This is a genomic window from Pseudomonas sp. RC3H12, from assembly GCF_018596375.1.
Taxonomy (GTDB): domain Bacteria; phylum Pseudomonadota; class Gammaproteobacteria; order Pseudomonadales; family Pseudomonadaceae; genus Aquipseudomonas.
In genome coordinates this window covers 971,567-995,164 of sequence record NZ_CP075595.1, presented here as the reverse complement: position 1 = coordinate 995,164, position 23,598 = coordinate 971,567, and the positions used below count along the sequence as shown (strand labels likewise).

Genomic DNA, 23,598 nt, shown 5'->3' with positions numbered 1-23,598 from the left:
CATGTGGGAGCGGCGGTGCGCCGATACGACTGGCCCCGCGACGACCTTTACAACGCCTCCAGCTCCGCCATCAGGTCGCTCAACCGATCGACCTTGGCGTCATCCAGCGCGCTGTGCTGCAGCCCGCGCACATAGTCCGCCAGCTCTTCCACCGTGCTGCACTCGAACATCGCCCGCAACGGCACGTTCAACTGCAGGGCCTTCTGCACCCGCGAGGCGATCTGCGTTGCCAGCAGCGAATGCCCGCCCAGCTCGAAGAAGTTGTCGCGCACACCCACCCGCTCGGCCTTGAGCACATCGGCCCAGATCCCGGCGAGCGTCTCTTCAAGCTCGTTGCGCGGTGCCAGGTAGGCCTGGCTGTGCTGGCCACCGATATCGATGACCGGCAGCGCCTTGCGGTCAAGCTTGCCGTTGGCGTTGTGCGGCAGGCTGTCGAACCAGCCCCAGTGCAGCGGCACCATGTACTCCGGCAACTCGCCGCGCAGGCGCTGCTTGAGCTGGTCGAGCAGCGCGGCGTCGGCACTGACGCCCTGGTGCGCCACCAGGTAGCCGACCAGGTGCTTGCCGTTGACGCCCTCCTGCACGCCCACCGCGGCATCGCGCAGCTCCGGCTGTTCGTGCAGGCGCGCTTCGATCTCGCCCAGCTCGATGCGGTAGCCACGGATCTTCACCTGATGGTCGATGCGCCCGACGTACTCCAGCACGCCATCCGGACGGCGCCGGGCCAGGTCGCCGGTGCGGTACAGGCGCTCACCAGGCGCACCGTACGGATGCGGTATGAAGGCCTGGGCGGTGCGCAGCGGATCGCCGACATAGCCACGGCCCACACCAGTACCGGCGACGCACAGCTCACCCACCGCGCCCAGCGGCACCAGGGTCTGGTCTTCGCCGAGCAGGTACAGGCGGTTGTTGTCGGTCGGTGTGCCGATCGGCAGGTAGCTACCCTGGGTCGAGGCGGCATCGACGCGGAAGAACGCCACGTCGTCCGAGCACTCCGCCGGGCCGTAGGCGTTGACCAGGCCGATGGCCGGGTAGCGCTGCAACCACTGGGCCGCGAGCTCGGGCGGCATGGCCTCGCCGGTCGGCAGCATCCAGCGCAGCCCATCGAGCGCCTGGCGATCGTTGGCCAGCATGCCCTGGATCAACGACGGCACACTCTCCAGCACGGTGATGCCGGTGGCCTGCACATGGCTCAGCAGGCCTTGCGGATCATGGGCGATGGCGTTCGGCACGATCTCCACGCGGGCCCCGAACAGCGGTGCGGCGAGGAACTGCCAGACCGAGATGTCGAAGCTCTGCGAGGCGGTCTGGGCAATCACGTCCTGCTCGTCCAGGGCCAGGTACGGCACCTTGCTCAGCTGGTTGTTGAGCATGCCGCGCTGCTCGACCATCACGCCCTTGGGCAGGCCGGTGGAGCCGGAGGTGTAGATCACGTAGGCAAGGTTGTCCGGCGCGCTGTGGATGCCAAGGTTGTAGCTGGCCACGTTGCTTGCCTGCACGTCTTCCCAGACCAGCAGCTTTGGCCGCGCCGCGCCCGCCACTTCATCGAGCAGCTGGCGCGCCTGCTCGGCGCAGGCCGCGCTGCACACCAGCACCGGCGTGCGGCTGAGCTCGACGATGCGTTGCAGGCGCGCCGCCGGCAGGCCCGGGTCCAGCGGCAGGTAGCCGGCGCCGGCCTTGAAGCTGCCGACGATCATGCCCAGCAGCGCCAGGCCGCGCTCGGCCAGCAGCGCCACCGGTTGGTCGATGGCCACGCCGGCCGCGACCAGAGCATGACCCAGCCGGTTGGCCGCCACGTTCAGGCCCGCATAGTCGTAAGCGGCCGCCTCGCAGCGGGCGACGGTGCGCTGCGGATGCGCGGCCACCCGCGCCTCGAACAGCTCGACGTAGCTCTGCTCCAGCGCATAGGCATGCTCGGTGCGGTTGCAGTCCTCGAGCAGGAAACGTTGTTCATCGGCCCCCAGCAGCGGCAGCTCGCCGACCTCGCCGTCGAAGCCCTCGACCAGCGCCAGCAGCAGTCGCTTGAATTCGGCGAGCAGGCGCTCGACGGTCGGGTAGTCGAAGTAGCGCTGGTCGAACGACAGGTGCAGCCCCAGGTCATCGCCCGGGTAGCACACCGCGGTCAGCGGGAAGTTGGTGTGGGTCCGGCCCGAGTCGGAGCTGGCGTCCAGGTGCTGGGCGTGGTCGAGCACCGCCGTTTCCACCGGGGCGTTCTCGAACACGAACAGGCTGTCGAACAGCGGCTGGCCCTTGGGCAGTTCGCTGCATTCCTGGATTGCCACCAGCGGCAGGTACTCGTATTCACGCAACTGCATGTTGCGATCGAGCAAGCCTTGCAGCCACTGGCGCACGCTGCTGCGCTCGCCCGGCTGCGGCAACTGCACGCGCAGGGCGATGCTGTTGATGAACAGGCCGACCGTGCGCTGCATCTGCGGCAGGCTCACCGGGCGCCCGGCCACGGTGACGCCGAACACCACGTCGCGCTCGCCGCTGTAACGGGCCAGGGTCAACGCCCAGGCCGCCTGGGCGAAGGTGTTGACCGTCAGTTGGTGGGCCTGGGCCAGTTCACGCAGGCGCGCGCCCTCGCTCACTTGCAGGCGGGTGTAGCAGTCGCCCACGACCATGCCGTCTCCGGCATGGTCATGGCGCAGCGGACGGTCGCTGGGGATCGCCGTGGCGCGCTCGAAGCCGGCCAGGTTGGCCTGCCACCACTGGCGCGCCTCGTCGAGGTCCTGGCGCTGCAGCCAGCCGATGTAGTCGCGGTAGCGCGGCGGCACCGGCAACTGGGCCTGGCGCCCTTCGCCCAGGGCCTGGTAGATCTCGAAGAAGTCGTTCATCAGCAGCGAGCGGCACCAGGCATCGATGAGGATGTGGTGGTTGCTCATCATGAACCAGTAACGCGCATCGTCCACACGTACCAGGCGCAAGTGGAACGGTGCTTCGCGCAGCAGCTCGAAGCCGGCCTCGCGCTCCTCCTTGTGCAGCGTTTGCAGGCGCGCTTCCTGGGCATGCTCGTCAAGGCCGCGCCAGTCCTGGTAGTCCACCGCGGTCTTACCGGGTTTGTGGATGATCTGCAGCATCGCTTCGCCGGCGTTCCAGCTGAACGAGGCGCGCAACGCCTCATGCCGCGCCACCACCGCCTGCCAGGCCTGGGCGAAGCGCTCGGGGTCGAGGGCGCTGTTGATGCGGTAGCGGTCCTGCATGTAGTAGATGCCGGTGCCCGGCTCGAGCAGGGTATGCAGCAGCAGGCCTTCCTGCATCGGCGTCAGCGGGTAGACGTCCTCGATCTCGGCGGCCGGGATCGGCAGCGCGTCGATCTGCTCCTGAGTCAGTTGCGCCAGCGGGAAGTCCGAGGGGGTGAAGCTGCCATTGCCGTCCGCCAGGCAGTGGGCGACCAGGGCCAGCAGCTCCTGGCGATAGGCCTCGCCCAAGCGGGCGATGGTCGCCTCGTCATAGCGCTCGGCACTGAAGCTCCAGCGCAGTTGCAGCGCGCCGCCGTAGACCTGGCCATCGACGCTCAGCCAGTTCGGCAGCGGCGCATCCAGGTCATGGGCCAGGCCCGCCGGGACGTCCAGCGGCTGGAACAGGGCCGCCTGGTCGAACTGCTGGTCGAACTGGCCGAGGTAGTTGAAGGTGATCCGGGCCTGGGGCAAGGCGGCCATGCGCTCACGCCCGGCCTCGTCGGCCAGGTAGCGCAGCACACCGTAGCCCTGGCCTTTGTGCGGTACCTGGCGCAGTTGTTCCTTGATGCGCTTGATCGACGCGGCGCGACCAACTTCGCCCTCAACCATTACGGGGCTCAGGCTCAGTGGGTAGGCGTTGGTGAACCAGCCGACGCTGCGGGTCAGGTCCATGTCCTCGAACAGACCATCGCGGCCATGGCCTTCCAGCTGCACCAGCACCTGCTCGTCGCCGCTCCAGTGGCACAGCGTGCGCGCCAGGGCGGTCAACAGCAAGTCGTTGACCTGGGTGTGGTAGGCCGCCGGCGCCTGTTGCAACAGTTGCCGGGTCTGTTCCACGTTCAGGTCGATGGCAAGGCTGCGGGCATGGCGGTGCAGGTTGCCGCCCTGGGGATGATCGCAGGGCAGTTCGCGACGGGCGTTGCCCAGTTGCGCTTCCCACCAGCCCAGCTCGTCGCGCAGCGAATCGCTGCCGGCATAGCTGGCCAGGCGCGCCGCCCAGTCGCCCATGGCATGGGTCTTGGCGGCCAGGGTTTCACCGCGGTACAGCGCCTGCAGGTCTTCCAGCAGGACGCGCCAGGACACGCCATCGACCACCAGGTGGTGGATCGCCAGCAGCAGGCGCTGGGCGCCCTGGTCATCGCTGACCAGCAAGGCGCGCAGCAGCGGCCCCTCGGCAAGGTCGAGGCTGCGCTGCACATCGGTATACAGCGCCTGGCAGTCCTCGAAGTCGGTCACGGTCGCGGTCCACAGCAACGGCTGGGCACACGACTGGGCATACTCGCCCTGCCAGCGGCCATTGGCATGGCCGAAGCGCAGCCGCAGGCTGTCGTGGTGCTCGACCAGCGCGGCCAGGGCATGCTCCAGTGCCTCGGCCTGCAGCGGCTGACGCGCCTGCAGCAGCACCGCCTGGTTCCAGTGCTGCGGTTGCGGCACTTCGCTGTCGAAGAACCAGTGCTGGATCGGCGTCAGGCCGGTGCGTCCCTGACGTGCGCCCTGCTCGATCGCGCTCGGCGCCTCGCTGCGGGTCACCACGGCCGCCAGGGTCTGGATAGTCTGGTGCTGGAACAGGTCACGCGGGGTGAACAGCAGCCCCAGCTGGCGGGCACGGCTGACCACCTGAATCGACAGGATCGAGTCGCCGCCCAGTTCGAAGAAGTTGTCTTGCACACCGATGCGCGGCAGGTTGAGCACTTCGCGCCAGATCTGCGCGAGTTGGCCTTCCAGCTCATTGGCCGGCGCCTGGTAATGCTGGCGCGCCTGCTCCAGATCCGGGGCCGGCAACGCGCGGCGGTCGAGCTTGCCGTTGCCCATCAGCGGCAGGCTGTCGAGCAGCACCAGGTGCGCCGGCACCATGTAGTCGGGCAGGTGCTGGCGGGCGTCCGCCTTGACCGCCTCGCGCAACAGGGCCTGGGCCTCGCCGTCGGCGCTGGCCTGCGGGCACACCAGGTAACCCACCAGCTGCTTGCCACCCGGCAGGTCGAGGGCCAGGACTACCGCTTCCTCGACGTCGGCGTGCTCCTGCAGGCGGCTCTCGATCTCGCCCAGCTCGATACGGAAGCCACGGATCTTCACCTGCTGGTCGGCACGGCCGACATACTCCACCAGGCCATCGGCGCGCAGGCGTACCAGGTCGCCGGTACGGTACAGGCGACCTCCGGCGTGGCTGAACGGGTCGGCGACGAAACGCTCGGCGCTCAGGCCCGGACGGTCGTGGTAACCCTGGGCCAGGCCCGCGCCACCCACGTACAGCTCACCGATACCGCCCTGTGGCAAAAGGGCCAGATCGTCGTCGAGGATGTAGGCGGTGCGGGCACCGATGACCCGGCCGATCGGCACGCTGCCGGCGTCGACGGGTATCTGCTCCGGCGCCAGACAGGCCAGTGGCATCACCACGGTTTCGGTCGGACCGTAGGCATTGAAGAACTGCCGCGGCGCAAAAGCCTGGCGGATGCGTTGCAGGTGCTCGCCGGTCAAGGCCTCGCCACCAGTGATCACCAGGCGCACCGGCAATTGCTCGCCCTGCCCGGCCAGGTACTGGGCCAACTGGCTGCCGTAGCTCGGGGTGAAACCGAGCACGCTGACCTGCTGTTCACGCACCAGTTGGCAGATCTCCTCGGCGCCCCACTGGCCCTGGGCACGCAACACCACGCGGGCACCGCACAGCAGCGGCACCAGCAGGCGCTCGCTGGCGGCGTCGAAGTTGATCGAATAGAAGTGCAGCTCGCAGTCGTCGCTGCGCATGCCGAACTCGGCGATCACCGCCTTGCAGTGCATGGCGATTTCACCGTGGCTGACCACCACGCCCTTGGGCTTGCCGGTGGAACCGGAGGTGTAGATCAGGTAGGCCTGGTGCTGCGGCAGGTTGAGGTTGTCCAGGGCGGCGTCGCTGTAGGCGGACAGGCTCGCGGCATCGTCCTCCAGGCTCCAGCGGGCGACGCCCGGCGGCAGTTCGCCCAGGGTGTCGAGCAACGCCCGCTGGCCGATCAGCAGGCCGAGGCGGCTGTCCTCGATCATGTAGCGCAGGCGGTCGAGCGGGTATTCCGGGTCCAGCGGCACGTAGGCGCCACCGGCCTTGAGGATGGCCAGCAGGCCGACCACCATCTCCAGCGATCGCTCCAGCGCCAGGCCTACTCGTACCTGCGGGCCGACGCCGCGCTCGCGCAGGGCGCGGGCCAGGCGATTGGCCTGCTGGTCGAGCTCTGCGTAGCTCAGGTGCTGGCCGGCAAAAGTCAGGGCCAGGGCCTGCGGGGTACGCTCAGCCTGGGCGGCGAACAGGCCGTGCAGCGTCTGGTCCAGCGCGAAGTCCTGCTCGCCCTGCAACTGGCCGATCAGTACCTGCTGTTCGGCCTCGGCGAGCATCGGCAGTTCGCACAGGCGCTGTTGCGGGTCTTCGATCAACGCCACCAGCAGCTGCTGCCAGTGCTCGGCCATGCGGGCGATGCGCGGTTCGTCGAACAGGTCGCGGCTGTAGGTGAAGCAGCAGCCCAGGCGGCCGTCGAGGTCGGTGACCTCCAGGTACAGGTCGAACTTGGTGGCGCTGGCGTCGTTGACCAGGTAATCCACCTGCATGCCCACCAGCTCACGGCTCTGCTGGAAGGCCCAGCGCTGCACGTTGCACATCACCTGGAACAACGGGTTGTAGGCGCTCGAACGCGGCGGCTGCAAGGCCTCGACCAGTTGCTCGAACGGCAGGTCCTGGTGCGACTGGCCATCGATGATGGTCTGGCGCACCTGGTCGAGCAGCGCGCCGGCGCTCATCTGCCCGTCCAGCTCGCAGCGCAGCACCTGGGTGTTGAGGAAGGCGCCGATCAGCCCTTCGCTTTCCGGGCGGATGCGGTTGGCCACCGGCGCGCCGATGCGCAGGTCGCGCTGGCCGCTGTAGCGGTGCAGCAACGCGGCCAGGGTGGCGGTCATGGTCATGAACAGGGTCAGGCCGCGCTGGCTGTTGAAGGCATGCACGCGCTTGACCAGCGCCGGATCCAGGTCGAAGCGGTACAGCTCGCCGCGGTGGCTCTGCACCGCCGGGCGTGGGCGGTCGGCGGGCAATGCCAGCACCGGGTGCTCGTCGCCCAGGCGGTCCTTCCAGTAAGCCAGCTGGCGATCGCCCTCGCCGCTTTCCAGCCATTGGCGCTGCCACACGCTGTAGTCGAGGTATTGCACAGGCAGCGGCGCCAGCGGCGACTCGCGCTCGTCGACGAAGGCCTCGTACAGCTCGCCCAGTTCGCGGGCGAAGATGTCCATGGCCCAGCCTTCGGTGACGATATGGTGCAGGGTCAGGACGAAGTAGTGCTCACGCTCGCCAGCCTTGACCAGGCAGGCGCGCAGCAGCGGACCGCGCTCCAGGTCGAACGGCTGGTGCGCCTGATCATCGGCCAGTTGTTGCAGGCGTTGCTGGCGGGCCTCGTCGGCCAGGGTGCTGAAGTCATGCCAGTGCAGTTGCACGTGGCTGTCATCGGCCACGCACTGGTAAGGCTTGCCGTCGATGCTGGGGAAGGTGGTGCGCAGGGTTTCGTGACGCACGATCAACGCCTGCAAGGCGCGCTCGAAGGCGTCCACATGCAGCGCGCCCTGGAAGCGGGCCATGCCGCCGACGTTGTAGGCGGGGCTGTGCGGATCCATCTGCCAGAGGAACCACATGCGCTGCTGCGAGTACGACAGCGGCACCGCCTGACGGCGGTCGACACGGGCGATGGCGCCTTGCAGGTTGCGTGCGCCGCAGCCCCGCAGACGGGCAATCTCGGCGCAGAACGCGCCTAGCTCGCTGGCCTCGAACAAGGCCTTGAGCGGCAACTCGACATCCAGCGCCTGGCGGGTGCGCGAGACGATCTGGGTGGCCAGCAGCGAGTGGCCGCCGAGGGCGAAGAAGTCGTCCTGCAAGCCGACCTGCGGCCGGCCCAGCACTTCGCGCCAGATCGCCGCGACCTGTTGTTGCAACGCGCTTTGCGGCTCGACATGTTCACGTTGCTGCCAGACCGGGGCCGGCAGCGCCTTGCGATCGACCTTGCCGCTCGGCCCCAGGGGCATCTGCGCAAGATGGATGAGTTGTGCCGGCACCATGTAGGCCGGCAGGCGCTCGGCCAATGCGGCCAGCAGCGCCTCGGTCTGCTCGACACCACTGTAGTAGCCCACCAGCTGGGCACCGACGGCATCCTTGTGGATCAGCACCAGTGCCTGGGCGACACCCGGCTCGGCCAGCAGCACCGCCTGCACCTCCTCCGGCTCGACGCGGAAGCCGCGCACCTTGACCTGCTGGTCGAGGCGCCCCAGGTACTCCAGGGCTTGGCTCGGCACATGCCAGCGGGCGCGGTCGCCGCTGCGGTACAGCCGTGCGCCGTCGCCATCGGGCTGCGGCACGAAGCGCTCGGCGGTCAGCCCCGGGCGGCCGAGGTAGCCGCGGGCCAGGCCCGCGCCCCCCAGGCACAGCTCGCCGGGCACGCCCGGCGCGGTCAACTCGAACTCATCGTCCAGCACCCGGCACAGCACGTTGCCCAGCGGGCGACCAATGGGCGAGCGCTCGCCGTCATTCGCCTGGCAGCGCCAGTGGGTGACGTTGATCGCGGTTTCGGTCGGGCCGTAGCGGTTGTGCAGTTGCGCCTGTGGCAGCAGTTGCAGCACGCGGTCACGCAAGGCCGCGGACAGCGCCTCGCCACCGGAGAACAACCGGCGCAGGCTGGTGCAGCCGGCGGCCAACGGCTCCTGGACGAACACCTGCAGCAACGGCGGCACGAAGTGCAGCGTGGTCACCGCGTGTTGCTGGATCAGCTGGGCGATGCGCTGCGGATCACGATGTTCGCCGGGGCCGGCCAGGACCAGCTTGCAACCGGTGAGCAGCGGCCAGAAGCACTCCCACACCGACACGTCGAAGCTGATCGGCGCCTTCTGCATCAGCACGTCGCTGCCATCCAGCGCATAGCTGGCCTGCATCCACTGCAGGCGCTCGGCCAGCGCGGCATGGGTATTGCCTACGCCCTTGGGCTGGCCGGTGGAACCGGAGGTGTAGATCACATAGGCCAAGTTGTCGCCGTGCAGGTGCAGGCCGGGGGCCTGGCTTGGCCAACTGTCCAGGTGCAGCTGGTCGAGGGCGATGGCGCTCACGCCTTCGACCTGCGGCAGTTTGTCGAGCAGGCTGCTGTGGCTGAGCAGCAGGCCGGCCTGGCAATCACCGAGCATGTAGGCCAGGCGCTCGGCCGGGTAGTCGGTATCCAGAGGCACGTAGGCGCCACCGGCCTTGAGAATGGCCAGCAGGCCGACCAGCAGCTGTGGCGAACGCTCCAGGGCAATCGCCACGCAAGTGTCCGGACCGACGCCCTTGTCACGCAGGTAGTGCGCCAGGCGGTTGGCCTGCTGGTGCAGTTCGGCATAGCTCAGCTGACCGCCCTCCCACACCAGCGCGGTGCGCTCGGGGCTCAGGCGCGCCTGTTCGTTGAGTTGCTCGACCAGCAGGCGCGGCGCGCTCGCCATGGGCGCCTGGCCCCACTCGAGCAGTTGCGTCTGGCTGTGCTCGTCGAGCAGGCGCACCTCGCCGAGGGGCAACTGCGGCTCGGCGCAGACCTGCTCGAGCAAGGCCAGCAGATGGCTGGCCAGGCGTTTGACGGTGGCCGCCTCGAACAATCCGGCGGCGTAGTCGAAGGCCAGCGTCAGGCGGCCCTGGTGGTCTTCCTCGCTGTGCAACTGCAGGTCGAACTTGGCTTCGCGGCTGTGCCAGGGCAGCTCTTCGGCCAGCACGCCGGGCAGGCGGCGCAACGCCGACAGGTCGCGTTGCTGGTGATTGAACATGACCTGGAACAGACCCTGTTCACGGGCCTGCGGCAGCGCCTCGAGCAGTTGCTCGAAGGGCAGGTCCTGATGGGCCTGGGCCTCGAGTGTGACCTGGCGTGCCTGGGCCAGCAGCCCGGCGAACGGCAGACGGCCGTCGAGCTCGGCGCGCAGCACCTGGGTGTTGATGAAAAAACCGACCATGCCCTGGGTTTCCAGGCGCGGACGGTTGGCATTGGGCACGCCGATACGGATATCGCCTTGGCCGCTGTAGCGGTGCAGCAGGGCCTGCCAGCCGGCCAGCAGGACCATGAACAGGCTGGCCTGCTGGTCGCGGGCCAGATCCTTGAGGGCGCTGGTCAGCGCCGCAGGCACCTTGAGCGTGTGGCGCGCGGCAAGGCTGTGCTGCCGGCTGGCGCGGGGCTGGTCGGTACACAGGTCGAGCACCGGCAGTTCATCACCCAGCTTGTTCTTCCAGTAGTCGAGCTGGCGGGCGCTTTCGCCATCGGCCAGCCACTGGCGCTGCCACTGGCCGTAGTCGGCGTAGCCCAGCGTCAGTTCGGGCAGTTGCACAGCCTGGCCCTGGGCCGCGTACAGACGCGCGAACTCATCCAGCAGGATGTTCAGCGACCAGCCGTCGGCGACGATGTGGTGCAGGGTCACCCACAGCTGGTGCTCTTCGTCGTCCAGGCGGGCCAGGGTCACCCGCAGGAGCGGACCCTGGCGCAGATCGAACGGCTGCTGCGCCTCATCCTCGCGGCGCGCGGCCACCTCGGCGGGAGACTGCCCTTCGAGCTCCAGATGACGCAGGGTGAACGCCTGGCTCGGGAGGATGCGTTGCACGGCCTGGCCGTCGACTTCGTCAAACAGCGTGCGCAAGGATTCATGGCGTGCCACCAGAGCCTGGAAGCTGGCCTGCAGCGCCGCGACATCCAGCTCGCCGCGCAGGTGCAGGCCAGCGGGGATGTTGTAGGCGGCGGACTCCGGCTCCAGTTGCCACAACAGCCACAGGCGGTTCTGTGCCAGCGATTGCGGCAGGGCCTGGTCGCGAGCCTGGGTTTCGATGGTGCCGGCGGCGCTGCCACCTTCGGCGAGGACGGCCGCCACGGCGGCGCTGTACTCGGCCAGGGTCGGTGCCTCGAACAGGGTACGCAGGCTGAGCTGGATGCCCAGTTCGTCACCCAGGCGCGCGGTTACCTGGGTGGCCGCGATGGAGTTACCACCCAGCAGCAGGAAGTGGTCGTCCGCCGCCACCGCCTCGACCTTGAGCAGTTCACGCCAGATACCCGCGATCCGTGCCTGCAGGTCGTCACCGGCCACGCCATTGCCCTGCTCCGTTTGCGCCGTCGGGAACCGCGCATAGATATCCAGGCTGCCGTCGTTCATACGCAGGCGGCAGGCCGAGCGCTGCAGCTTGCCGCTGGAGGTCTTGGGCAAGGCGCCCGGGTTGAGCAGCAACACCACGGCCGGCGCCTGGCGGCAGGCATCGGCAATGACCCGGCGCAGGGTATTGATCAGCGCCTCGGGCGTGTGCGCCTTCTGCACATTGCGGCTGATCTCCACCGCCACGCCGATGCCCTCCTCGCCCTGGTCGTCGACGGCGAACACCGCCACCCGGCCCTTGCGCAGCACCTCGACCTCACGCTCCAGGGTCTTTTCCAAGTCTTGTGGGTAGAGGTTCTGGCCACGGACGATGAGCATGTCCTTCAGGCGCCCGGTGACAAACACTTCGCCGTCGCGCATGAAGCCCAGGTCGCCGGTGCGCAGCCAGGTCTGGCCTTCCATCTCGACGAAGGTGCGGGCGCTGGCCTCGGGGTTGCGCCAGTACCCCAGGGCGATGCTCGGGCCGCCGGCCCAGATCTCGCCCACCTGATTGTCAGCCAGCACCTGCAGTTGCTGCGGCTCGACGATACGTACCGCATGGCCCGACTGCGGATAGCCGCAGCTCATCAGCACGCTGCCCCGGCCCGGTTCGGCACGGTTGGCGGCGAAGGCCCCGGCATCCAGTTCCAGCGCGCCGATACCCTGGCCACGGCGGCTGCCGCTGACGAACAGGGTGGCCTCGGCCAGGCCATAGCTGGCGAAGAAGCTGCTGGCGGTGAAGCCGCAGGTGGCAAACTTTTCAGCGAAGGTATCGAGACTGTCCTGGCGGATCGGCTCGGACCCCGAATAGGCCACGCGCCAGCGGCTCAGGTCCAGGCCGGCGAGCGCGGCCTCGCTGACCCGCTCGCTGCACAGTCGGTAGGCGAAGTCCGGGCCGCCACTGATGGTGCCGCCGTACTCGCTGATCGCCTGCAGCCAGCGCAATGGCCGGGCGAGGAAATAGCCCGGCGACATCAGCACGCAAGGCACGCCACTGAAGATCGGCTGCAGCAGACCACCGATCAGGCCCATGTCGTGGTACAGCGGCAGCCAACTGACGATCACGTCGTCCGGGTTCAGGTCGATGCCGAAACCGTGGCGGATCAGCTGTTCGTTGGCCACCAGGTTACCGTGGCTGACCTGCACGCCCTTGGGCAACGCGGTGGAGCCGGAGGTGTATTGCAGGAAGGCGATGTCGCTGCCTTCCAGCACCGGCTCGCGCCACTGTGCGGCCAGTTGCGGATCCAGACGGTCCACGGCCAGCAGGCTCGGGGCGTTGGCGCCGGCCAGGGCTTCGAGGCCCTGCAAACTGCCACACAGCGCCTCTACCGTCAGCAGCAGGCGCGGCTCGGCGTCGTCGATGATCGACAGCAGGCGTTCCTGATGGTGCTGGCGCGAAGACTCCGGCGGGTAGGCCGGCACGGCGATCACCCCGGCGTACAGGCAACCGAAGAAAGCCGCGACATAGTCCGGCCCACTGGGAAACAACAGGATGGCACGCTCGCCAAACCCGGCCCTGGCCTGCAACGCCGCGGCAATGATCCGGGCGCGCTGGTCGAGGTCTCGGTAACTGAGCACCGCCTGCTCGCCGGGCGCATCAGCGAGGAAGCGCAAGGCGATGCGCTCCGGGGTCTGGGCAGCGCGTTGCGCCAGGGCCTGGACCAGCGAGTGCGGGAGTTCGAAGGCGTCCGTCATGGAATGTTCCTGCCAGTGTCTGGGTGAGTCGCGCCTGACTGACCCGCGCACGACAGGCGGGCAGTGTTCGGCAGCCGAGATGTACACAGGGGAACGGATGGGCGGGGGAAGAAATTAGGGCCGTCGGGAAGGCCGCAAAGGCCTGACGCAGAGGCAAATGTTGAAGCGTTTCACAGGCTGAAGCTTAGAACCAGAATGGATAGAAACTCATTAACTTTCGTATTTGACAATCATTATCATTACGAATAGCTTGTCGCACGTCGTAGGAAGCCTCCTCAAGAGGTGCGCTCCCTCTCCTCTCTGAGACAAGGTGATTTCCATGGCGGAACAACTATCCACAAGTAAGTGCGATTCACCATTACTCCAGGCATTCGTCGACAACCGCAGCATCCTGGTCAAGATCGCAGCCCGCATCACCGGCTGCCGCTCGCGCGCCGAGGATGTGGTGCAGGATGCCTTCTTCAGGCTCAGCGCCGCCCCGCAGATCACCTCATCGTTCAAGGCCCAGCTCAGCTACCTGTTCCAGATCGTGCGCAACCTGGCCATCGATCACTACCGCAAGCAGGCCATGGAACTCAGGTACTCCGGCAGCGAGGAGGAAGGGATGAACGTGGTCATCCAGAACGCCTCGCCCGAGGCCACCCATATCAACCTCGCTACCTTGGAACACATCGCCGACGCCCTCGACGAACTGCCCAAACGCACCCGCTACGCCTTCGAGATGTACCGCCTGCATGGCGTGCCGCAGAAGGATATCGCCAAGGAGCTGGGAGTCTCGCCGACGCTGGTCAACTTCATGATCCGCGATGCGCTGATCCATTGCCGCAAGAGCAGCCGCCTGGGCTGAGACCGTCATCGCGGGGCAAGCCCGCTCCAACAGGGGCGTGTTTGCAAAACACCACACTAGTCGTGCGGCGCTTCGACGGTGATCTGGTAAGGCTGGAAGATCCGCAGCAGCTCGCCGTTTTCCCGCAGCTGGCGCAACAGGCTGGCGAACGCCTCGGGGCTGATGGACGCCCCTGGGCGCAGCAGCGCGTAGTGATGGTAGACCTGGTCGACCCGTTGCGAGGCCAGCAACTGGCCGGCACTGTCCGGGTTGCGCCTGAGAAAATCGCTGAGGTACGAACGGGTGACCAGGGCGATGTCCGCGCGCCCACGCTCGACCATGTTCAGGTTGCTGTCGTGGGAATAGGTCAGGGTCGCCCTGTAGCGTTTCTTCAACCAGGCCGGGTCCGGGTTGAAATCGGCGAAAGCGTAGTGGTAGCCATTGAACAGCGCCAGGCGCTTGCCTTCGAGATCGTCGAAGTAGTGCTGGTCACGCCCGGCCTGCTGACGGCTGACGAACACCTCGGCATCTTCCAGCCCCATGTCCACGGTCTTGTGGGCAATCTCCTGCCAGCCCCACTGCGGGTTCTCGAAAATCGCCATGTCGGTGCGGCCTTGCTGGAAGTCGCCAAAGCGTCGGGGAATCGAGGTGGGCACCAGGACGAAACGGTGCCGGGACTGCAAACGGTTCAACGCCTCCACCAATTGCGGCAGCAAACCGGTATCGGCGCCCTGCTCGGGGCGCACAGTATACGGAGGAAAGTGCGCCGCCCCGATCTTCACTTCCAGCACCTCGTCGGCCCGCGCCGCACCACCCAGCGCTACCGCGACGAACAACAGCAGGGAAGAGCAAACCTTGGCGCTGGGCAGTGGGATCAAGTCGAGACACTCATCACGGGTAGGGGCCTGAATGCGCCTAAACTAGGCGTTTTCCCACATGGGCACAACCGCCGAATATGCCAAAGTGCCAGGGGATGCCGTGGCTCTCGACTTTGGCTACGCTCTACCGGCCGGCCCGCTCAGATCAGCGCGCCGGCCTTTGTGCATTGAAGGGGAGCCTGGCATGGGCCACTGGTTGGTGATCGACCTGGAAGCCACCACCGACAACGGCGGCTGGCCGGTCACGGAGATGGAAATCATTGAAATCGGCGCAAGCCTGGTCACCCGCGAAGGGCGCGAGGTCGATCACTTCCAGCGTTTCGTGCGCCCCAGGCGCCGGCCGCAATTGACGCCATTCTGCTGCGAACTGACCCACATCACCCAGGCCGACGTCGATGGCGCGGAGAAATTCGACCGGGTCTGGCACCAGTTCGAGCAGTGGCTGCAGCCGCACCAGGCGCAGTTGCAGGCCTGGATAAGCTGGGGCGACTACGACCGCAAGCAACTGCTGCAGGAATGGCAACTGCACCATGTGCGCAGCCTGCTGGAACAACTGCCGCACATCAACCTCAAGCAACGCTTCGCCAAGGCCCGCCACCTGCAGCGCCCGGCGGGCCTGAACAGCGCCTTGCAACTGGCCGGCCTGCAGTTTTCCGGGCAGCAGCACCGAGCCCTGGAAGACGCCCGCAACACCGCCCGCCTGCTGCCCTTGAGCCTGCCGCCGGGCACGGCCTGAAACAGATGACGCTGGGGCGGGCCTTGGGCATACTGGCCAGCCTTTTTTCATTGCTTTTTCAGGAGTCGCCCGATGTTCAAGGTCAATGAGTACTTCGATGGCACCGTCAAGTCGATCGCCTTCGAAGGCAAGGAAGGTCCAGCCACCGTGGGCGTGATGGCCCCGGGCGAGTACGAGTTCGGCACCGCCAAGCGCGAAATCATGCACGTGGTCTCCGGCGCCCTGAGCGTGAAGCTTCCAGGTAGCGACAACTGGGAAACCTTCAATGCTGGCGACAAGTTCAACGTGGCCGCCGACAGCAAGTTTCAGCTGAAGGTGGCCGTGGACACTGCCTACCTGTGCGAGTACCGCGACTAAGCAAGCCGGCCCCTACGCCATTTCCGGGTAGGAGCGGCTTTAGCCGCGATGCAGGCAACGCGATGCCTGGCACCCGCTTCGCGGGTGATCGCGGCTAAAAGCCGCTCCTACAGGGGTTTCTCTTTATGAGAGAAACCTAGCCACCCGCTCCGCCGCCGCCTGCATATGCTGCTCATGGCTGAACCCCGACGCCTTCAGCGGCTTCAGATCATGGTCCGCCGCCGCCAGCCAGCTCACCTCGATCGCCGGCGATAGCGCATACCCCTCGACCGCCTCGCGATTGCCCAGGGCATCCCGCTCGCCCTGCACGATCAGCGTGCGTGTGCGCAGGCCTGCAAGATGCTCCACGCGAGGTTTCTCCGGCTTGCCAACGGCATAGAACGGATACCCCAGGCACACCAGCGCATCGGCGCCCAGTTCATCAGCCAACAGGCTGGCCATGCGCCCTCCCATGGACTTGCCACCTATGGCCAACGGACCTGCGGCTAAACGCCGCACCTGTTCGTATACAGTCCGCCAGGACTCCAGCAATACCTTCTGCGGATTGGGCGGCCGCTTGCCGCCGTTCAACCGTCGTTCGGCCATGTAGGGAAACTCGAAGCGCACCACCCCTACCCCTTGCCCCGCCAGCCTTTGCGCCATGTCCTCCATGAACCCGCTGTCCATCGGCGCACCGGCGCCGTGGGCCAGGATCAGGCAGCCGCAAACGCCGCGATCCGTCGGAATTTGCGGAGGATCGCAGCGCAAGCCTGGGACATTTCCGATCTTCGCCCATTGATCCCCGTCAATACCGGCACTTTGCCCATTAATCATGCTTGCCTCGCTGTCTAGCCTGCCTATAACCGTGGATGGGAACCCATACATGAACACAACCAGCAGTACCGCCTACAACTATCAGGTGGTCCGCCAATTCGCCATCATGACGGTGGTGTGGGGCATCGTCGGGATGGGGCTCGGCGTCTTCATTGCCGCCCAGCTCGCCTGGCCCGCCTTCAACCTTGACCTGCCGTGGACCAGCTTCGGCCGCCTGCGACCCTTGCATACCAACGCGGTGATCTTCGCCTTCGGTGGCTGTGCCCTGTTCGCCACCTCGTATTATTCGGTGCAACGCACCTGCCAGACCACCCTGTTCGCACCGCGCTTGGCCGCGTTCACCTTCTGGGGCTGGCAACTGGTGATCCTGCTGGCGGCCATCAGCCTGCCGCTGGGCTACACCAGCACCAAGGAGTACGCCGAACTGGAGTGGCCGATCGACATCCTGATCACCATCGTCTGGGTCGCCTATGCCGTGGTGTTCTTCGGTACGCTGATGAAGCGCAACACCAAGCATATCTATGTCGGCAACTGGTTCTTCGGCGCCTTCATCCTGACCGTGGCGATCCTGCATATCGTCAACAACCTGGAAGTACCGGTCAGCCTGACCAAGTCCTACTCGCTGTACGCTGGCGCCACCGATGCCATGGTGCAGTGGTGGTACGGCCATAACGCCGTGGGCTTCTTCCTCACCGCCGGCTTCCTGGGGATGATGTACTACTACGTGCCCAAGCAGGCCGAACGTCCGGTGTATTCGTATCGCCTGTCGATCGTGCACTTCTGGGCGCTGATCACCCTGTACATCTGGGCAGGCCCGCACCACCTGCACTACACCGCGCTGCCGGACTGGGCGCAGTCGCTGGGCATGATCATGTCGCTGATCCTCCTGGCACCGAGCTGGGGCGGCATGATCAACGGCATGATGACCCTCTCGGGCGCCTGGCATAAGCTGCGCAGCGACCCGATCCTGCGCTTCCTGGTCGTCTCGCTGGCGTTCTACGGCATGTCCACCTTCGAAGGCCCGATGATGGCCATCAAGACGGTCAACGCCCTGTCCCACTACACCGACTGGACCATCGGCCACGTCCACGCCGGCGCGCTCGGCTGGGTGGCGATGATCTCCATCGGCGCGCTGTACCACACCATCCCGAAAGTGTTCGGCAAGGAGCGCATGTACAGCCTCGGGCTGATCAACGCGCACTTCTGGCTGGCCACTATCGGCACCGTGCTCTACATCGCCTCGATGTGGGTCAACGGTATCGCCCAGGGCCTGATGTGGCGCGCGGTCAACAGCGACGGCACGCTGACCTACTCGTTCGTCGAAACCCTGGTGGCCAGCCACCCAGGCTTCGTCGTGCGCTTCGTCGGCGGCGTGATCTTCCTCAGCGGCATGTTCCTGATGGCCTGGAACACCTGGCGCACCGTGCGTGCCCCGGCTGCCGAGCAAGCCACCGCCAATGCCCAGCTGGCTTGAGGAGTAGAGCCTGATGAAACACGAAGTCGTTGAGAAAAACATAGGCCTGATGGCCCTGCTGATGGTGTTCGCCGTCAGCATCGGCGGCCTGACCCAGATCGTCCCGCTGTTCTTCCAGGACGTGACCAACAAGCCGGTCGAAGGCATGAAGCCCTACACCGCCCTGCAGCTCGAAGGCCGCGACATCTACATCCGCGAAGGCTGCGTCGGCTGCCACTCGCAGATGGTGCGGCCGTTCCGCGCCGAAACCGAGCGCTACGGTCACTACTCGGTGGCCGGCGAAAGCGTCTGGGACCACCCGTTCCTGTGGGGTTCCAAGCGCACCGGCCCGGACCTGGCCCGGGTCGGCGGGCGCTACTCGGACGACTGGCACCGTGCGCACCTGTACAACCCACGCAACGTGGTGCCTGAGTCGAAGATGCCGTCCTACCCGTGGCTGGTGTCCTCGCAGGTCGACAACAGCCACACCGACGTCAAGATGCGCGTCCTGCGCAACCTGGGCGTGCCGTACACCGACGATGACATCGCCGGGGCCAAGGACGCCGTCAAGGGCAAGACCGAGATGGACGCGCTGGTCGCCTACCTGCAGGTGCTCGGCACCGCGATCAAGAACAAGAGGTGAGCGCGATGGAAATGGACATCGGCATGATCCGCGGCTTGGGCACTTTGGTGGTGATGATCGCCTTCATCGGCTTGTCGCTCTGGGTGTTCAACCGCCGCCGCGACCGTGATTTCGCCGAAGCGCGCCTGCTGCCCTTCGTCGACGACCGCCTGCCCCCCGCCGGGCAGGAACCTGCTGCAATGAGGAGTACCCGGCAATGACCACCTTCTGGAGTACGTACATCAGCGTACTGACCATCGGCAGCCTGATCGGCCTGACCTGGCTGCTGCTCGGCACCCGCAAGGGCCAGAGCAGCGACACCACCGACCAGACCATGGGCCACAGCTTCGATGGCATCGAGGAGTACGACAACCCGCTGCCGAAATGGTGGTTCTGGCTGTTCGTCGGCACCCTGGTGTTCTCGGTCGGTTACCTGATCCTCTACCCAGGCCTGGGCAATTGGAAAGGCATCCTGCCCGGCTACGAGAACGGCTGGACCCAGGTGGACGAGTGGCAGAAAGAGATGGACAAGGCTGACGCCAAGTTCGGCCCGATCTTCGCCAAGTATGCCGCCATGCCGGTGGAGGAAGTGGCCAAGGACCCGCAGGCGCTGAAGATGGGCAGCCGGCTGTTCGCCTCCAACTGCTCGGTGTGCCACGGCTCCGACGCCAAGGGCTCCTACGGCTTCCCCAACCTGACCGACAAGGACTGGCGCTGGGGCGGCGAGCCGGAGACCATCAAGGCCTCGATCATGAACGGCCGCCACGGCGTGATGCCGGGCTGGGCCACGGTGATCGGCGAGCAGGGCGTGGCAGATGTCGCCGCGTTCGTGCTGACCAACCTCGATGGCCGCAGCCTGCCGGAAGGCGTCAAGGCCGACCCGGCCAAGGGCCAGGAGATCTTCGCCAGCAATTGCGTGGCCTGCCACGGCCCCGCAGGCAAGGGCACCCCCGCCATGGGCGCACCCGACCTGACCCACCCGCAGGCGTTCATCTACGGCTCGAGCTTCGCCCAGCTGCAGCAGACCATCCGCTACGGCCGCCAGGGCCAGATGCCGGCGCAGCAGGATATCCAGGGCAATGACAAGGTCCACCTGCTGGCGGCCTATGTCTACAGCCTGTCGCAGGATGAAGTGCCGGAAACCGTAACCGCCAAGTAAGCAAGCGCAACACCCCTGTGGGAGCAAGACCGCTCCCACAGGCCCGCTCTACCCTCCCCGCCTTGCACCCCCTCCGAACACAACTAAGCTTGTTGCCACAGTGGCTCCGCTCGCAGCGACCGGAACAGACGTGGTGCACAGCCTGACATCACGCATCCAACCTGGACGCTCGAGCCTGCGGCTTTGGGATGTGCCTTGCGTGCCCGTCCCAAGAACAAAAGCTTGACCGAACGATCAGAAAAACATGGAAAACGGTACACATTACAAATATTTATTTGTGTACAATCGTTCAGCCCCCAACGCCACGGGACGGTGGCGAAAAGGGCCTGGACACGGGTCGGCGTACACAACTTGCGTTGCCATAACCCTGGTGGTTATCAATACTGGCGCCGATTTACCAACCAACAAGAACACCCAAACCGTGGAACCTTAGAATGAGCACTGCAATCAGTCCGACTGCTTATAACTATAAGGTCGTCCGCCAGTTCGCCATCATGACGGTGGTCTGGGGGATCCTTGGCATGGGGCTCGGCGTCTTCATCGCCTCGCAACTGGTATGGCCCCAGCTCAACCTGGACCTGCCATGGACGAGCTTCGGCCGCCTGCGCCCGCTGCACACCAACCTGGTGATCTTCGCCTTCGGTGGCTGTGCCCTGTTCGGCACCAGCTACTACGTGGTGCAGCGCACCTGCCAGACCCGCCTGATCTCCGACAGCATGGCCGCCTTCACCTTCTGGGGTTGGCAGGCGGTGATCGTCGGCGCGCTGATCACCCTGCCGATGGGCTTCACCACCACCAAGGAATACGCCGAGCTCGAGTGGCCGCTGGCGATCCTGCTGGCCATCGTCTGGGTCACCTACGCCCTGGTGTTCTTCGGCACCATCGTCAAGCGCAAGACCAAGCACATCTATGTCGGCAACTGGTTCTACGGCGCCTTCATCGTGGTCACCGCGATGCTGCACATCGTCAACCACATCTCGCTGCCGGTGAGCCTGTTCAAGTCCTACTCGGCCTACGCCGGGGCCACCGACGCGATGATCCAGTGGTGGTACGGCCACAACGCCGTGGGCTTCTTCCTCACCACCGGTTTCCTGGGGATGATGTACTACTTCGTGCCCAAGCAGGCCGAACGGCCGATCTACTCCTATCGCCTGTCGATCGTGCACTTCTGGGCGCTGATCACCCTGTACATCTGGGCCGGCCCCCACCACCTGCACTACACCGCGCTGCCGGACTGGGCGCAGTCGCTGGGCATGGTGATGTCGATCATCCTCCTGGCGCCGAGCTGGGGCGGCATGATCAACGGCATGATGACCCTGTCGGGCGCCTGGCATAAGCTGCGTACCGACCCGATCCTGCGCTTCCTCGTGGTGTCGCTGGCGTTCTACGGCATGTCCACCTTCGAAGGCCCGATGATGGCCATCAAGACGGTCAACTCGCTGTCGCACTACACCGACTGGACCATCGGCCACGTCCACGCCGGCGCCCTCGGCTGGGTGGCGATGATCTCGATCGGCGCGGTCTACCACATGATCCCGAAACTCTACGGCCGCCAGCAGATGCACAGTGTCGGGCTGATCAACGCGCACTTCTGGCTGGCGACCATCGGCACCGTGCTGTACATCGCCTCGATGTGGGTCAACGGCATCACCCAGGGCCTGATGTGGCGCGCCATCAACGACGACGGCACCCTCACCTACTCCTTCGTCGAAGCCCTGCAGGCCAGCCACCCGGGCTTCATCGTTCGCGCCCTGGGCGGGGCGTTCTTCGCCTCCGGCATGCTGCTGATGGCCTACAACGTGTACCGCACCGTGCGCGCCGCCAACCCGGTGGAGGCTGAGGAAGCCACCAAGATCGTCGTCGTGGGAGCCCACTGATGAAGCATGAAGCAGTCGAGAAGAACATTGGCCTGATGGCCTTCTTCATGGTCATCGCCGTCAGCGTCGGCGGCCTGACCCAGATCGTCCCGCTGTTCTTCCAGGACGTCACCAACAAGCCGGTCGAGGGCATGAAGCCACGCACCGCGCTGGAGCTCGAAGGCCGCGACATCTACATCCGCGAAGGCTGCGTCGGTTGCCACTCGCAGATGATCCGCCCGTTCCGCGCCGAAACCGAGCGCTACGGCCACTACTCGGTAGCCGGCGAAAGCGTCTGGGACCACCCGTTCCTGTGGGGCTCCAAGCGCACCGGCCCGGACCTGGCCCGGGTCGGCGGGCGCTACTCGGACGACTGGCACCGTGCGCACCTGTACAACCCGCGCAACGTGGTGCCGGAGTCGAAGATGCCGTCGTACCCGTGGCTGGTCGAGCACAAGCTCGACGGCAAGGACACCGCCAAGAAGATGGAAGTGCTGCGCACCCTGGGCACCCCCTACACCGATGAAGACATCGCCGGCGCCGCCGACGCGGTCAAGGGCAAGACCGAGATGGACGCCCTGGTCGCGTACCTGCAAGGCCTTGGCACCCTCATCAAGAGCAAACGGTGACCGTGATGGATATCGGGATGATTCGCGGCCTGGGTACCGTCGTGGTGCTGGTGGCCTTCGTGGGCCTTGCGCTGTGGGTGTTCAGCCCACGGCGCAAGCGGGAATTCGACGAGGCAACGCAATTGCCGTTCGCGGACGACCCCGAGGCCACCCGTCACGTCGAGCAAGCACAAGCTTCTAGGAGCAAAAAACAATGACAACCTTCTGGAGTCTGTACGTCACCGTCCTGACCCTGGGCACCATCTTCGCCTTGACCTGGCTGCTGCTGTCGACCCGCCGGGGCCAGCGCGAGGAGATCACCGACGAAGTCGTCGGCCACGCCTTCGACGGCATCGAGGAGTACGACAACCCCCTGCCGAAATGGTGGTTCTGGCTGTTCGTCGGCACCGTCGTCTTCGCCCTCGGCTACCTGGTGCTCTACCCGGGCCTGGGCAACTGGAAAGGCATCCTGCCGGGCTACGCCTACGTCGACAACGAAAAGAAGACCGAGTTTTCCAACGGCCAGGCCGGTTGGACCGGCGTGCACGAATGGGAAAAGGAAATGGCCAAGGCCGACGCCCGCTTCGGGCCGATCTTCGCCAGGTTCGCCGCCATGCCGGTGGAGGAAGTGGCCAAGGACCCGCAGGCACTGAAGATGGGCGCGCGCCTGTTCGCCTCCAACTGCTCGGTGTGCCACGGCTCCGATGCCCGCGGCGCCTACGGTTTCCCCAACCTGACCGACAACGACTGGCGCTGGGGCGGTGAGCCGGAGACCATCAAGACCACCATCATGAACGGTCGCCATGGCGTGATGCCAGGCTGGGCCACGGTCATCGGCGAACAGGGCGTGGCGGATGTGGCGGCCTTCGTGCTGACCAACCTCGACGGTCGCAAGCTGCCCGAGGACGCCAAGGCCGACCCGGCCAAGGGCAAGGAAATCTTCGCCACCAACTGCGTGGCCTGCCACGGCCCCGAAGGCAAGGGCACCCCGGCGATGGGCGCGCCCAACCTGACCCACCCGCAAGCGTTCATCTACGGTTCGAGCTTCGCCCAGTTGCAACAGACCATCCGCTATGGTCGCCAGGGCCAGATGCCGGCCCAGGCGCAGATGCAGGGCAACGACAAGGTGCATCTGCTGGCGGCGTACGTGTATAGCCTGTCACACCAGGAACAGCAGCAGGCCCCACAAGCCGAGTGATGTCGAACCATGGGAGCGGCGGCACGCCGCTCCCATGGCTGTTTCAGCACATGCAAAAACAGCCGCGACTGACATGGATCAATTGACACCCGCCATA

The 23,598-nt window shown here is 66.1% G+C and carries 14 protein-coding genes; 11 read left to right on the top strand and 3 right to left on the bottom strand.

What is annotated here, in order from left to right:
* Positions 1-47 precede the first annotated feature (47 nt).
* On the bottom strand, positions 48-12,995 hold the full coding sequence (locus KHO27_RS04595; RefSeq protein ID WP_214501279.1) for a non-ribosomal peptide synthetase: 12,948 nt from the start codon (positions 12,993-12,995) through the stop codon (positions 48-50).
* Between the two features lie 319 nt (positions 12,996-13,314).
* Between KHO27_RS04595 and KHO27_RS04590 the strand changes: the two genes are divergently transcribed.
* Positions 13,315-13,842, top strand: a complete 528-nt coding sequence (locus KHO27_RS04590) for an RNA polymerase factor sigma-70 (RefSeq protein WP_046856458.1) — start codon at positions 13,315-13,317, stop codon at positions 13,840-13,842.
* Between the two features lie 56 nt (positions 13,843-13,898).
* On the opposite strand, the gene KHO27_RS04585 is transcribed toward KHO27_RS04590, so the two are convergent.
* On the bottom strand, positions 13,899-14,699 hold the full coding sequence (locus KHO27_RS04585; protein ID WP_110699081.1) for a substrate-binding periplasmic protein: 801 nt from the start codon (positions 14,697-14,699) through the stop codon (positions 13,899-13,901).
* A gap of 184 nt (positions 14,700-14,883) precedes the next feature.
* On the opposite strand from KHO27_RS04585, the gene KHO27_RS04580 reads away from it, so the two are divergent.
* Positions 14,884-15,435 (top strand): 3'-5' exonuclease, encoded by a 552-nt coding sequence (locus KHO27_RS04580; RefSeq protein ID WP_214501278.1) that lies wholly within the window; start codon positions 14,884-14,886, stop codon positions 15,433-15,435.
* 72 nt (positions 15,436-15,507) lie between these two features.
* Entirely contained in the window at positions 15,508-15,792 is a 285-nt protein-coding gene (gene ppnP, locus KHO27_RS04575) for a pyrimidine/purine nucleoside phosphorylase (RefSeq protein WP_038705716.1), read from the top strand.
* Positions 15,793-15,915: 123 nt separating this feature from the next.
* Here the strand turns inward: ppnP and KHO27_RS04570 are convergent, their stop codons facing one another.
* Positions 15,916-16,605: an alpha/beta family hydrolase gene (locus KHO27_RS04570; protein WP_250888408.1), complete on the bottom strand. Its 690-nt coding sequence runs from the start codon at positions 16,603-16,605 to the stop codon at positions 15,916-15,918.
* A gap of 49 nt (positions 16,606-16,654) precedes the next feature.
* Here KHO27_RS04570 and ccoN (KHO27_RS04565) point away from each other — a divergent pair, with 49 nt between their 5' ends.
* The 8 genes from ccoN (KHO27_RS04565) (at position 16,655) to ccoP (KHO27_RS04530) (ending at position 23,501) form a co-directional block, all read left to right on the top strand.
* Entirely contained in the window at positions 16,655-18,079 is a 1,425-nt protein-coding gene (ccoN, locus tag KHO27_RS04565; protein WP_050706570.1) for a cytochrome-c oxidase, cbb3-type subunit I, read from the top strand.
* Between the two features lie 13 nt (positions 18,080-18,092).
* Positions 18,093-18,701, top strand: coding sequence for a cytochrome-c oxidase, cbb3-type subunit II (ccoO, locus tag KHO27_RS04560; RefSeq protein WP_046856462.1), 609 nt, complete (start codon positions 18,093-18,095; stop codon positions 18,699-18,701).
* Between the two features lie 5 nt (positions 18,702-18,706).
* A complete protein-coding gene (locus KHO27_RS04555) occupies positions 18,707-18,901 on the top strand; it encodes a cbb3-type cytochrome oxidase subunit 3 (RefSeq protein WP_023632287.1) in 195 nt (64 codons plus the stop codon).
* Positions 18,898-19,839 (top strand): cytochrome-c oxidase, cbb3-type subunit III, encoded by a 942-nt coding sequence (gene ccoP, locus KHO27_RS04550; RefSeq protein WP_102684963.1) that lies wholly within the window; start codon positions 18,898-18,900, stop codon positions 19,837-19,839. The genes KHO27_RS04555 and ccoP (KHO27_RS04550) overlap by 4 nt, the downstream gene beginning before the upstream one ends.
* Before the next feature lie 434 nt (positions 19,840-20,273).
* Positions 20,274-21,716 carry a cytochrome-c oxidase, cbb3-type subunit I gene (gene ccoN, locus KHO27_RS04545; protein ID WP_046856465.1) on the top strand — a complete coding sequence of 481 codons (1,443 nt, stop codon included), beginning with the start codon at positions 20,274-20,276 and terminating at the stop codon, positions 21,714-21,716.
* Positions 21,716-22,324, top strand: coding sequence for a cytochrome-c oxidase, cbb3-type subunit II (gene ccoO / locus KHO27_RS04540; protein ID WP_023631369.1), 609 nt, complete (start codon positions 21,716-21,718; stop codon positions 22,322-22,324). The genes ccoN (KHO27_RS04545) and ccoO (KHO27_RS04540) overlap by 1 nt, the downstream gene beginning before the upstream one ends.
* Before the next feature lie 5 nt (positions 22,325-22,329).
* Positions 22,330-22,521 carry a CcoQ/FixQ family Cbb3-type cytochrome c oxidase assembly chaperone gene (locus KHO27_RS04535; protein WP_031315534.1) on the top strand — a complete coding sequence of 64 codons (192 nt, stop codon included), beginning with the start codon at positions 22,330-22,332 and terminating at the stop codon, positions 22,519-22,521.
* Entirely contained in the window at positions 22,518-23,501 is a 984-nt protein-coding gene (ccoP, locus tag KHO27_RS04530) for a cytochrome-c oxidase, cbb3-type subunit III (RefSeq protein ID WP_110699087.1), read from the top strand. Before KHO27_RS04535 ends, ccoP (KHO27_RS04530) begins: the two co-directional genes overlap by 4 nt.
* The last annotated feature ends 97 nt before the right edge of the window (positions 23,502-23,598 follow it).

Bases quoted from the DNA above. Each gene is read 5' to 3' on its own strand.
- ppnP (WP_038705716.1), top strand. From the start codon at position 15,508: ATGTTCAAGGTCAATGAGTACTTCGATGGCACCGTCAAGTCGATCGCC.
- KHO27_RS04595 (WP_214501279.1), bottom strand. From the start codon at position 12,995: ATGACGGACGCCTTCGAACTCCCGCACTCGCTGGTCCAGGCCCTGGCG.
- KHO27_RS04555 (WP_023632287.1), top strand. From the start codon at position 18,707: ATGGAAATGGACATCGGCATGATCCGCGGCTTGGGCACTTTGGTGGTG.
- ccoN (WP_046856465.1), top strand. From the start codon at position 20,274: ATGAGCACTGCAATCAGTCCGACTGCTTATAACTATAAGGTCGTCCGC.
- KHO27_RS04570 (WP_250888408.1), bottom strand. From the start codon at position 16,605: ATGATTAATGGGCAAAGTGCCGGTATTGACGGGGATCAATGGGCGAAG.
- ccoN (WP_050706570.1), top strand. From the start codon at position 16,655: ATGAACACAACCAGCAGTACCGCCTACAACTATCAGGTGGTCCGCCAA.
- KHO27_RS04590 (WP_046856458.1), top strand. From the start codon at position 13,315: ATGGCGGAACAACTATCCACAAGTAAGTGCGATTCACCATTACTCCAG.
- ccoO (WP_046856462.1), top strand. From the start codon at position 18,093: ATGAAACACGAAGTCGTTGAGAAAAACATAGGCCTGATGGCCCTGCTG.
- KHO27_RS04580 (WP_214501278.1), top strand. From the start codon at position 14,884: ATGGGCCACTGGTTGGTGATCGACCTGGAAGCCACCACCGACAACGGC.
- ccoO (WP_023631369.1), top strand. From the start codon at position 21,716: ATGAAGCATGAAGCAGTCGAGAAGAACATTGGCCTGATGGCCTTCTTC.
- ccoP (WP_102684963.1), top strand. From the start codon at position 18,898: ATGACCACCTTCTGGAGTACGTACATCAGCGTACTGACCATCGGCAGC.
- ccoP (WP_110699087.1), top strand. From the start codon at position 22,518: ATGACAACCTTCTGGAGTCTGTACGTCACCGTCCTGACCCTGGGCACC.
- KHO27_RS04535 (WP_031315534.1), top strand. From the start codon at position 22,330: ATGGATATCGGGATGATTCGCGGCCTGGGTACCGTCGTGGTGCTGGTG.